At 67.7% G+C, this 10632-nt stretch carries 16 protein-coding genes; 7 read left to right on the plus strand and 9 right to left on the minus strand.

The annotated features are described in order from the left end of the window. Positions 1-26: 26 nt before the first annotated feature. Positions 27-629 (plus strand): hypothetical protein, encoded by a 603-nt coding sequence (locus FHP25_RS29805; RefSeq protein ID WP_147850629.1) that lies wholly within the window; start codon positions 27-29, stop codon positions 627-629. Between the two features lies 1 nt (position 630). On the opposite strand, the gene FHP25_RS40995 is transcribed toward FHP25_RS29805, so the two are convergent. The 5 genes from FHP25_RS40995 to FHP25_RS29825 form a co-directional block, all read right to left on the minus strand. After that, positions 631-804 (minus strand): hypothetical protein, encoded by a 174-nt coding sequence (locus FHP25_RS40995; RefSeq protein ID WP_178133885.1) that lies wholly within the window; start codon positions 802-804, stop codon positions 631-633. A 22-nt stretch (positions 805-826) separates the two neighbouring features. After that, positions 827-1261 (minus strand): DNA methyltransferase, encoded by a 435-nt coding sequence (locus FHP25_RS29810; RefSeq protein WP_178133886.1) that lies wholly within the window; start codon positions 1259-1261, stop codon positions 827-829. Positions 1262-1369: 108 nt separating this feature from the next. Beyond that, positions 1370-1573 (minus strand): hypothetical protein, encoded by a 204-nt coding sequence (locus tag FHP25_RS42845; protein WP_147850631.1) that lies wholly within the window; start codon positions 1571-1573, stop codon positions 1370-1372. Between the two features lie 381 nt (positions 1574-1954). Beyond that, positions 1955-2176 carry a lipocalin-like domain-containing protein gene (locus FHP25_RS42735; RefSeq protein WP_408068557.1) on the minus strand — a complete coding sequence of 74 codons (222 nt, stop codon included), beginning with the start codon at positions 2174-2176 and terminating at the stop codon, positions 1955-1957. Continuing rightward, on the minus strand, positions 2151-2405 hold the full coding sequence (locus FHP25_RS29825) for a lipocalin-like domain-containing protein (RefSeq protein ID WP_147850632.1): 255 nt from the start codon (positions 2403-2405) through the stop codon (positions 2151-2153). Before FHP25_RS29825 ends, FHP25_RS42735 begins: the two co-directional genes overlap by 26 nt. A gap of 452 nt (positions 2406-2857) precedes the next feature. On the opposite strand from FHP25_RS29825, the gene FHP25_RS29830 reads away from it, so the two are divergent. Both FHP25_RS29830 and FHP25_RS29835 read left to right on the plus strand, forming a co-directional pair. Then, positions 2858-3835: a Bug family tripartite tricarboxylate transporter substrate binding protein gene (locus tag FHP25_RS29830; protein WP_147850633.1), complete on the plus strand. Its 978-nt coding sequence runs from the start codon at positions 2858-2860 to the stop codon at positions 3833-3835. Positions 3836-4306: 471 nt separating this feature from the next. Further along, positions 4307-5248, plus strand: coding sequence for a TIGR03619 family F420-dependent LLM class oxidoreductase (locus tag FHP25_RS29835; protein ID WP_147850634.1), 942 nt, complete (start codon positions 4307-4309; stop codon positions 5246-5248). Between the two features lie 334 nt (positions 5249-5582). On the opposite strand, the gene FHP25_RS29840 is transcribed toward FHP25_RS29835, so the two are convergent. Next, complete coding sequence (locus tag FHP25_RS29840) at positions 5583-6011, minus strand: type II toxin-antitoxin system VapC family toxin (RefSeq protein WP_147850635.1); 429 nt, start codon at positions 6009-6011, stop codon at positions 5583-5585. Continuing rightward, the gene (locus FHP25_RS29845) at positions 6011-6256 is read right to left on the minus strand and encodes a type II toxin-antitoxin system VapB family antitoxin (protein WP_147850636.1); all 246 of its coding nucleotides are present in this window, start codon (positions 6254-6256) and stop codon (positions 6011-6013) included. The genes FHP25_RS29840 and FHP25_RS29845 overlap by 1 nt, the downstream gene beginning before the upstream one ends. Before the next feature lie 276 nt (positions 6257-6532). On the opposite strand from FHP25_RS29845, the gene FHP25_RS29850 reads away from it, so the two are divergent. Beyond that, positions 6533-7027: a hypothetical protein gene (locus tag FHP25_RS29850; protein WP_147850637.1), complete on the plus strand. Its 495-nt coding sequence runs from the start codon at positions 6533-6535 to the stop codon at positions 7025-7027. A gap of 131 nt (positions 7028-7158) precedes the next feature. Then, positions 7159-8325: an iron-containing alcohol dehydrogenase gene (locus FHP25_RS29855; protein ID WP_147850638.1), complete on the plus strand. Its 1167-nt coding sequence runs from the start codon at positions 7159-7161 to the stop codon at positions 8323-8325. Between the two features lie 16 nt (positions 8326-8341). Here FHP25_RS29855 and FHP25_RS29860 read toward each other — a convergent pair whose 3' ends face one another. Together FHP25_RS29860 and FHP25_RS29865 are read right to left on the minus strand one after the other, a co-directional pair. Then, positions 8342-8620 carry a hypothetical protein gene (locus FHP25_RS29860; RefSeq protein ID WP_147850639.1) on the minus strand — a complete coding sequence of 93 codons (279 nt, stop codon included), beginning with the start codon at positions 8618-8620 and terminating at the stop codon, positions 8342-8344. A gap of 41 nt (positions 8621-8661) precedes the next feature. After that, on the minus strand, positions 8662-8865 hold the full coding sequence (locus FHP25_RS29865) for a cold-shock protein (RefSeq protein WP_147850640.1): 204 nt from the start codon (positions 8863-8865) through the stop codon (positions 8662-8664). A gap of 431 nt (positions 8866-9296) precedes the next feature. On the opposite strand from FHP25_RS29865, the gene FHP25_RS29870 reads away from it, so the two are divergent. Further along, positions 9297-9626, plus strand: a complete 330-nt coding sequence (locus FHP25_RS29870) for a hypothetical protein (RefSeq protein ID WP_147850641.1) — start codon at positions 9297-9299, stop codon at positions 9624-9626. Between the two features lie 310 nt (positions 9627-9936). After that, positions 9937-10485, plus strand: a complete 549-nt coding sequence (locus FHP25_RS29875) for a hypothetical protein (protein WP_147850642.1) — start codon at positions 9937-9939, stop codon at positions 10483-10485. Positions 10486-10632 lie beyond the last annotated feature (147 nt).

Here is a 10632-nt window from a genome sequence, read left to right on the forward strand (position 1 = left end):
TACCGTCGCTGAACGATTTCCGCGAGATGCTGAAGGCGACTGCCATCGAAATGTTGGCTGGCGCGCGCGCTTTACGCGCTGCTGTACCAGCACCGCAACCTACCGTCGAAATCTTCAACCGGTCCGCTGCTGGCCTCGAACACGACAAGCGTTTGGTTCAATGTAAGGCGCCACGCTTGGTGCTTACATCTCCGCCGTATCCGGGGGTCCATGTACTCTATCATCGTTGGCAGGTCGATGGGCGGAAAGAAGCACCGCTGCCGTTTCTCATCGCGGGGAAGCTCGACGGTGCAGGTAGCAGCTACTACACCATGGGCGATCGGAAGTATCCCGAGCTCGCGACCTATTTCGCGAATATTCGAGCCTCAATGTCATCTGTCGCGGCTCTGGCTGATGATAGAACCGTCATCGCGCAGATGGTAGCGTTCTCATCTCCCGACTGGCAGCTACCACGCTACCTCGAAGCTATGGAGGAGGCGGGCCTGACCGAGATGCGTCTGGCGGGCCTCAGTGGTGAGCGCGATGGACGACTTTGGCGGACTGCTCCCGGGCGTCGTTGGTATAGCGCGCAACGCGGCCAGACGCCTGGCAGCCAAGAAGTCGTTCTTTTCCACCGTCGTCGTGGCTGATCTACTTCTCAGCTACGCCCATCAGCTTGATCATCGTGAGCGCGACACGCCGCACCTCGGCACGCCGCGCCGCGTCAGCGGTGTCCACCTCTTCGTCCTTTTTGCCGATGGTCTCCTGGTACATCTGGTAGAGGTGGAATGCGATGTGCGACGTGTACTTGTTAAGCTTCCGCAATACGTCTGCCTCGGTGTTCCGCTTAGTCAGCGTCTGCCTGAAGCCCCTGCTCGATCGCCTTACGTAGACGCCAGCGCGAGGGGTGATGAAGGTGTCTATAATATCCTAGGTCGGCGTAGTCGGCGAAATGGATCGACTTCTTGCGAGCGTGAATCGCTGCAGGTAGCTTTTGTGCCCACACTTCCAAATGATCGAGCTCGGCGTCGGAATACACGGTTGTTTTGACGGTGGCCACGAAGGCTGCGAGCGCCGAGATGTCGACTCCAATTGCATTGCGGCCGGCGGCGAGGGCCTCTACGAGGGTGGTACCACCTCCGACATGGTTGTCCAGCACCCAGTCACCTTGGTCGGTAAACGTTTCGATCGCCGCCCGAGCGAAACTTGGCGAGAACCGAGCAGGATACTTATAGAAACCATGCGTCAGGCCCTTTACCGGCTGCACGTCACGAGCCGCCACGATTAGCGCAGCCTCGGTCGCAATGGACAAGCGCAGTAGCGGCCTGCAAGAGCGATCTTGGCTATCTCGGCAATGCGGTTGATCTGCTAGACGCAAGTCGCTTCTCTCTTACTCTTTGCGGCCGGCGCGCCGATCGCGCGCAGACAACCACGCGGAGACTGCCTCCTCCGTGATCTCGTACGCTGGCCGGTTTTGATCCAGCGCGGCCACTTTTAGCCTCCTGATCACATCTGGCCGAAGATAGACCAGCAGGGATTTGCGACCGTCGGACCTTGCCTGCCTGATAGGACGCGATGACGTTCTCTTCGCCATGGATGTCTGAATGGCTAGATAGCTGGCACGCTAACGTGCCAACTATTCCACCAAATGCTGGGCTCCGCAATAAGGTTGTGGCGGAGCTATGCTTGTTTCGCTTCAGCGAGGAATTGCCCGTCACGAAGGTCAGCCTCTGGGTGCTGCACTCCGTCGTAATCGCCGATCGTGTTCCCGGTGGAGAGCATGTCTGCCTATCCCCAACACGCTCGACAGCAACCCTCCCGGCGTGATGCGCTTGAGACCTTGTCCATTCCAGCGCAGGCGCAATGTGACGGCCTAGGTATAGGAAGACTCGCTTGACCAGCGATACGACCGCCTCTCTGTACCGACCCAATCTCGAAAGCCGTTCCAGCGCCCTCCAGCTAACCCGTGTGCGCTTCAAGAGCCACGGCCTGGAGCCCGATCCCACGTCAGGGAGAAGACGATGGTCGTAGCTGTGGATGGACTCAAGATCGGAGCTGATCTCACATGGAGACGGTCCCACGAAATCTCCAGCAGCCGTGTCTGCGTTGTGCCGTTCCAGACCTCGTTCCATGAGGCTTCGGGGTAGTAGATCAGCTTGTCGCCATCGACTTCATAGCGGCCGGCGAAGGCAATCATACTGCGGAAGAGTCGGGTGGCTTCGGCATCCGTCGGTATGGCGTCCGCGGGTGGCTTTCGATCGGGGGGCGGTGAAGATCGTCACAACGTCGGCGGTGTAGATGACGAAGGCGTTGAGCTTTTGGCCGAACGGGTGCGTCACCACCCCGGTCTGGAGATCCTCTTTCGTGAAGGACACGAGGCGCCATGTGCCGACGACCATGTCGGGTGCCGGTGGAACGTTGGTCACGACGGTTTCTCACGTTTGGACGTGATCGACCCTACCCGTCTGACTTGTCCTCTAACGTCAGGTATCCGCGTCTCATCGTCTCGATAGCAAACACCACGTCGGGTCCCCCTTCGGCCATCTCTTCGCCCAGGGCAGGCCCCCGCCAGGCATGACGCGCCACGGAATGGCGCGCCCCCAGCGTCTGCCCTGCGCACCGTGCGTCATGAGGACAAGATCCTTCGCTGCGCTCCGGATGACAGCGATGCTTGCACCGGGCCATCTGCGATAGCCCGGGGGGAGGGCTTGATGCACGGCACCTTCGTCCTTGGGCCCTCACCCTCCCATGGCGCTGCGCGCCATGGGGCCCCTCCCTCTCCCGCTTGCGGGAGAGGGGGATGATGCGCGCGCTGGTCGGGCGGGGCTGGCGGGTGTAGGGTGCTGGACAAGCAAAAAAAGCCTTCAGGGAGGCAAACATGGGAGTGCGTCGCCGCGCCGTGCTGGCGGGCAGCGTTGCCGCGTCTCTGGGCGCGCCTGCCATTGCCGTAGCACAAAGCACCAGCTGGCCCACCGGTGCGATCCGGTTCGTCGTGCCCTTCCCGCCCGGCGGGTCGACCGATCCGATCACGCGCATCATCCAGGCCAAGCTCACGGAGCTCTACGGCTGGAACGTCGTGGTCGAGAACAAACCGGGCGGCAGCGGCGTGGTGGGGGCCGCGGTCGCGGCCAAGGCGCCGCCCGACGGCCACACCTGGCTGTTCGTGTTCGACAACCACATCCTCAATCCGGTGTGGAACGCCACCCTGCCCTATCGCGACGAGGAGCTGATGCCGGTCATGCAGATCGGCCGCAGCGCCCAGGGCATCGCGGCCTACCCGACGCGGCCCTACGACCGCTTCGCCGAGGTGATCACCGCCGCCCGGGCGGCGCCCGGCAAGATCAGCGTCGGGGCGCTGGCGGCGAGCCTGGCGCAGATCTTCCTCGCCTTCCTGCAGAAGGAGAACGGCTTCGTCCTCAACGTCATCCCCTACAAGGGCGGCGGGCCGCTGTTCCAGGATGCGCTGGCGGGCGTCACCGACCTCTCGGTCTCCAGCCTCGCCAACATGATGCCGCATGTGCGGGCCGGCAAGCTCAAGCTCGCCGGCGTGACCGGCGCGACGCGCAGCCGGCTGGCGCCCGACGTGGCCACGCTCGGCGAGCAGGGCGTCAAGGCGCTGCCCTCGTACTCGTGGTGGGGCGTCTACGCGCCTTCCGGCACGCCGGCGCCGATCGTCGAGCGCATGCATGCCGCGATCGCCAAGGCGGTGCGCACGGCGGATGTCACGCAGAAGTTCGTCGAGCAGTTCGACATGGAGGTGGTGCTGAGCGCGCCCGCCGACTTCGCCGCGCTGACGCGCAAGGAGCAGGAGTTCTGGGGCGCGGTGATCCGCGAGAACAGCCTGAAGCCGGAATAGGCGGTCAGCCCTGGTCAAGGTCCTACGGTCGCCAGTTCTCCTCTCCCCGCGAGGACGCCATGGAATGGTCGTCGTCCCGAGCGGAGCGAAGGACCTTGCGGCGGTAGACCAGTGAAGAGCCGTGCTGGCGACGGCTGGGACCGCGCCGGTCCAGCGGCGCTCATGATCCTGAGCCGGCGCTGCGCGCCGGTGCGTCGCTGGAGCGACGCGGTCCGACCCGTCATCAGCAGCATCAAGTCCTGCATCAACACCGCAAGGTCCTTCGCTGCGCTCAGGACGACAGAGATGGGTCGCGTTCCACCTCAGCGACGACCATGAGCATGACGCGCCACGGAGTGGCGCGCCCCCGGCGTGTGATCTTCCTGCCGAGGCCAACTTCCAGCACGCGGCAGCAATACGGCGGCCGGCTTGCGCTCGTGCGCAAACCGGTCCTTCATCGGTGGCGATCCCATCCCCTGCGGACGCCACCCCATGCGCTACGGCTTCTATCTCCCCACCCGCGGTCCCACCGCCACGCGCGAGGGCATCCTGGCGCTGGCGCGCGAAGGCGAGCGGCTGGGGCTGCACTCGGCGATGATCGCCGACCACATCGTGTTCCCGGTCGAGAGCGCCTCGGCCTATCCCTACACGCTCGACCGCAAGCATCCATCGGGCGGCGATGCGCTGGAGACCTTCTCCATCCTCGGCGTCGTGGCCGGCGCCACCGAGCGGCTGCGGCTGGTCACCTCGGTGCTGGTGCTGCCCTACCGCAACCCGGTGCTGACGGCCAAGATGGTGGCGTCGCTGGACGTGCTGTCGGGCGGCCGCGTCACCCTGGGGGTCGGCGTCGGCTGGCTGCAGGAGGAGTTCCAGGCGCTGGCCAGCCCCGACTTCGCGCAGCGCGGCGCCGTCAGCGACGAATGGATCGCGATCCTCAAGCAGCTGTGGACCACCTCGCCCGCCAGCTTCGAGGGCAGCTTCTACCGCTACGCCGGCATACGCTGCGAGCCCTTCCCGCTGCAGAAGCCGCATCCGCCGATCTGGGTCGGCGGCCACTCGCGCGCCGCCCTGCGGCGGGCGGCGCGGCTGGGCGACGGCTGGCACCCGGTCGGCGCCATCGCCGCCTCGCCGCTGCCGCCGGCCGAGATGCGCACGCACCTGGGCACCTTGCGCACGATGACCGAGGCGGCGGGGCGCGATTTCACCGAGCTGGTGATCTCCTACAAGGCGCCGCTGTACGACGCCGCGGTGCCGGACCGCGACGGCGGGCGGCGCAGCTTCTCGGGCAGCGCGGCGGATATCGCCGGCGACATCCAGGACTTCGCGGCATCGGGCGTGCACGAGCTGATCTTCGACTTCCGCGGCGAGTCGATCGCCGGCAGCATCGAGCGGCTGCAGCGGTTTGCGGCGGAGGTGATGCCGCTGGTGGGGTAGGTGTCGGCATTGGCCCTTCGCTCGCTGACCGTGCTGCAGTCAGCTGGAACGGCACGACGTCCGGAGGCCGATGGTTGCGCCGGTGCGCAGGCGATCCCGCTGTCGTCCTGAGCGCAGCGAAGGACCTTGCGGTGGATCGCTCAATGAACGGCGGCGCTGATGATCGTCGGCGCCGATGTGCCTGGCGCAACACCGCAAGGTCCTTCGCTGCGCTCAGGACGACAGCGGGGGGTGGAGGGTCGCGCGCGCGGCGCCTCGTCCTTGGGCCCTCACCCTCCCATGGCGCTATCGCGCCATGGGCCCCTCCCTCTCCCGCGGCGCGGGAGAGGGGCTCCTACGCCAGGTCGGTTTGGGCGAAGTCGTCGCCTTTGTAGATGATCCCGACCTCGTGCTCCCTGGCGCAGGCGTAGGTGAAGCAGTCGCCGAAGTTGAGGTCGGCGGGATGGCCCATGGCCTTGCCATAGGCGGCCGCCGCATCCAGCGCCCGGCGGCCGATGTCGCCGGAAATCGCGACCTCCCGGGCGTCGAACTCCTCGAACACCGCGTCGACAAGCTCGCGCGCGGTCGCGAACATCCTGGCTGTCGGCCTGGCGCCGGCGGCACGCCTCGACGCCGCCGCGCGCGCGACGGCCACCGTGGCCTCGAACCGGACAAGCGGCGAGACCAGGCATCGTCCCTGCGCCTCGGCAAGGCGCTTGGCGATCTCCTGCCAGCCCGGCTCCTGATTGATGACGGCGACGATGGCCGAGGCGTCCACGAACATCAGGCGTCGCCCCACATCGCGTCGCTATGGGCCTTCATGTCGAAGTCCGGATTGGGCAGGCCGATCGTCGCGGCCTTCTTGTGGATGCGGGCCAGCCGCTCGCGCACCGGCACGCCGGCACGGGTGCGCTCCAGCTCGCGGCGCAGCGCGGCGCGGACGGCCTCGGTCTTGCTGCGGGCCTTGGTGAGCCGGGTCAGCTCCTCGGCCATGGCGGTCACGTCCTCATCGCGGATGAACAGGGGCATGGTGATATCTCCTGTGGGATATCAGGATATCAGGAAGGAGCAATCACGACAACGCCGGGGCGCCTCGTCCTTGGGCCCTCACCCTCCCATGGCGCTGGCGCGCCATGGGCCCCTCCCTCTCCCGCGGCGCGGGAGAGGGTTCCTTGATGCCTCCCTAAAAAGTGACTGTGTGTTCACACATATCGGCCATGTGGAGGATGCCGGGGCATCCCCGGTTCCGTAAAGGGAGCGTGGGGCGGGCCACGACGGAGAGCCTGCCGGAACGGGGAGAAGGCGATGATCACGCTGGCTCAGCCATCCATGGCGTTGAACGCGGAAAACGTACCCGGGCCCGACTACAAGATGTGGAACACGTGGCGCGTGCCCAAGGGCGACACGCCCAGCCACGTGATCGGGTGGACCGCCACGGTCGCCAAAGGCGCGTCCGGCGGCAAGCTCAACGCCCTGGTGATCAACTGCCACGGCCGGCCGGCGCACCTGTCGCTGGGCACCGGCTTCGGCTGGTCGGAGGTGCCGCTGTTCGCGGGCCTCGCCGGCCTCGTGGACGAGATCTACATCGTGGCCTGCAAGGTCGTGTCGTTCGGCGGCACGGCCGACGGCAACCTGTTCTGCGGCGCCATCGCCAAGGCGGCCAAGGCCAATGTCTACGCCTCCAACGCCTCGCAGACCACGGGGCTGTGGCCCTCCATTCCCTACGGCAAGATCGACGGCTACGAGGGCAAGGTGTGGAAGTGGCATCCCGACGGCTCGAACGAGCTGACGGACCTGTAGCGGCGCGGCGCAGCTCGTCCTTGGGCCCTCACCCTCCCATGGCGCGCGGCGCCATGGGCCCCTCCCTCTCCCGCTTGCGGGAGAGGGAACGTGCGCGGCATGGTGGCGACTCAATTTTCGAGAGGCTCGCCATGCAATCGGGCACGATGGTGTTCACCGCGATGAACCGCGTGATCTTCGGCCAGGAAGCGGCCGCGGCGATCGTGGCCGAGGCCGACCGGCTGCAGGCCGGGCGCGTGTTCGTGCTGACGGGGCGCACGCTCAACACGCGCACCGACGAGGTCGGGAAGATCCGCCGCGCGCTGGGCGGGCGCTTCGCGGGCGTGCATGACGACATGCCGGCGCACACGCCGCGCGAGGCGGTGGTGGCCTGCGCCAACGCGGCGCGCGACGCCGGCGCCGACCTGCTGGTGAATTTCGGTGGCGGCTCGGTGATCGACGGCGGCAAGGCGGTCGCGGTCTGCCTCGAGCACGGCATCAGCGACGTCGACGCGATGGAGCCGTTGCGCAGCGTCGTCGAGAACGGCAAGCGGCGCATCCCCGATTTCCGCAGCCCCGCGATACGGCAGATCGCGGTGCCCACCACGCTCTCGGCCGGCGAGCACAATGCGCGCGCCGGCGTCACCGACACGCGCGTGAAGCTGAAGCAGAGCTTCATGAACCGCGGCATCGTGCCCGAGACGGTGATCCTCGATCCCGCCGTCACGGTGCACACGCCCGAATGGCTGTTTCTGTCCAGCGGCGTGCGCGCGGTCGACCACGCGGTCGAGACCTACCTGTCGCTCGACGCCAACGACTACACCGACGGCACGGCGCTGCAGGCGCTGCGCTGCCTGGGCGCGGGATTGCCGGCGGTGAAGCAGGACGGCGGCGACCTCGCGGCGCGGCTGCGCTGCATGATGGGCGCCTGGCTGTCGATGGTGGGCATCGTGTCGGGCACGCGCATGGGCGCCAGCCACGCCATCGGCCATATCCTGGGCGGCTCGGCCGGCGTGCCGCACGGGCACACGTCCTGCGTGATGCTGCCCTATGTGCTGGACTACAACGCGGCGGTGAACGGCACCCGCCAGCGCGACGTGGCGGCGGCGCTGGGCCAGCCCGACGCGCCGGCGGGCGCGGTGCTCGACCGCTTCATCCGCGGCCTGGGCATGCCGCGCACCCTGCGCGATGTCGGCATCGCGCGAGCCGACCTGCCGCGCCTGGCGGAGAACTGCATGCTCGATGACTGGACATACTCGAACCCGCGGCCGATCGGCAGCGCGGCGCAGGTGATGGAGATCCTGAAGGCGGCGTGCTGAGCCGGCCGCCGCGGCGTCAGCGAAAGACCAGGCCCTCGCGGACGGCGCCTTCGAGCAGGGCGCCGTAGCCGGCCTGCAGATCCGCCGGCGAGCGGCTGTCCCGGGCTGCCACGAGCAGCTCGAGCGCCCGCTCCAGGCGCTGCGACCAGGCCGCGTTCGCCGGCGCCGTCAGCCAGCCGACGGCTGTTTCGACCGTCGGCAGGAAGACGAAGCGGTCACCGGCGCGCAACCGCACCGGCGACGGAAACAGCAGCTCGCCCGCCGCGACACCCGAGCCGCGCGGCACCAGCCGCATTCCCGCGGGTATCCGGCGGATCATCCCGCCCGCGGCCGGCTCTACGCCAGCTCGAGGTTGGTCGCGGCGATCTTGCCGCGCTCCGACTGCAGCTCGAAGCGGACCTTCTGGCCCTCGTTGAGCGTGCGGATGCCGGCGCGCTCGACGGCGCTGATGTGGACGAACACGTCCTTGGAGCCGTCTTCCGGCTGGATGAAGCCGAAGCCCTTCTGAACGTTGAAGAATTTCACGGTGCCGATAGCCATAGCCGCTTCCTTTCGCGCGCGCTTGGTGGGCCGTGCGAGGATCGTACGGCCCGGAACAATCTGTATCGTGGAAGCTCAGGAAGTAGGCCCGCGAACGGGCGAAACTGGCGAGGCCGGCCAAAATGGCGATTGTCCGGCCCGTATATGGGACCTGCGCGACCGCAGCGCCACGTTTATTTTCGGCCGGCCAGTGCAACATGGGGACCGAATGCCCATATCGGGACGGCATCTGGCGATCGACGGCGCGAGCGGGAAGAGCGCGGACGACGTCGACACACGCAACGGGGACGCGCGACGGCGACGATCGCGCGCAGCCGCGGCCGACAGGCGCCCGGAACGATGCGGACGAAGGCTGCGCGCCTTCCGCGGTCATCCCGGCAAGTGCGCCGTCCTTCCGCGGCGGCTCCTCGCGACGTGCAGGTGAACGCCCGATGCCCAGACCGCAGCAACGAACCGCCGGCCCGGCCGAGCCTGCCGGCACGGACAGCGGCAACGCGGCCGATGACGCCGCGCCGCAGGCACGCCAGCCCCGGTCGGCGGCGGCGTGGTCCCGCAGCGGCGCGGGCTACAGCACGACCATCGACGGACGCGCCTACCGGGTCACGAAATACCCGGCCGACTCGGCCCTGGATGCGCCGTACGGTGCCTATGCCGAGGGCCGCTTCATCGGCAGCGGCTCGACGCTGGAAAGCGTCAAGAGCCGATGCACCGCGCATGCCGGCCGCTTGCGCCTGCGCCCGCCGCTGCGGCACGAGGCCTGACCGGCGCGCTCTCTCGCCGAGGCCAGTCTCGAAGGCCAGTCTCGGCCCACGCCTCGCGGCGGGCAGCTCGGCGGCCCCACCCTTGACGGCCGGGTAGGGATCGGCGCCTATGTCAGCCACCGGCTTGTTGAAGTCGATGCCGGCTCGTCCTAAGGCCTGCCGATGCGGGCCGCGGCATCTTTCGTCACAGAACGACCGGTGGTCATGCATAAGCCGCGAGCCGCCCGGCCTCCGCTTGCGGGCCGCGCGTGCGCGGCGGCTGCGGATCGGCGCCGCCGATGCGGCTGGATGAGCAGAAGGGAACCGGCACATGCGTGCGACAAAGCTGCTGATCGTCCAGGACGGCGCCACCGCCGAGGAGCTGCAGCGCGGCAGCGATGCGGCGATGGCGTTCTTCGAGAGCGCCGGCGTCGCGCCGTGGGATGCCGCGCATGCGGCGCTGAAGGTGAAGGACGCCGCCGAGAATGCCGCCGGCTGGTTCAGCGCCCGTGAATTCGAGCTCGCCGCGCTGTGGGACCGGGCCGGGTGCGTCGCGGCCGATGCGTGCTGCGCCGGCTGGGCCAAGAAGCCGAAGACCGTCTGCCTGCGGCTGGTCGACCCGTTCGAGGAGCGGATCGCCGCGGCGCTCGCCGACCTCTACCCCGATTCCGGTGCGCTCGGCGCTCTCCACGACGTCACCAGCGGGGTCATCGGCCAGACGCTGACGGCGATGACCGAGCGCGGCGTGCCCGAGCCGATCGCGATGCAGTCGATCACCGTGATCGTCACCAACCTGCTGGTCGAGTGGATCGGCCCCGACGGCGCGGCGGGCCTGCTGCGCCACATGGCGGACAAGATCGATGCCGAGCGGCTGCATTAGGCGGGGCACCAGGACCTAAGCCGAAGTTACCCCTGAGGGAATTGAGCAAGTTGTTGTGATCGCAGGGATTTGTTGACTGCGAAGTGTTTCGTGCTGCCTACAGCGAGGGTGTCAGGTCGAGCAGATCGAAGGCGCGTTGCTGGACAT

Source organism: Vineibacter terrae (assembly GCF_008039615.1).
GTDB classification, from domain to species: Bacteria; Pseudomonadota; Alphaproteobacteria; order Reyranellales; family Reyranellaceae; genus Vineibacter; species Vineibacter terrae.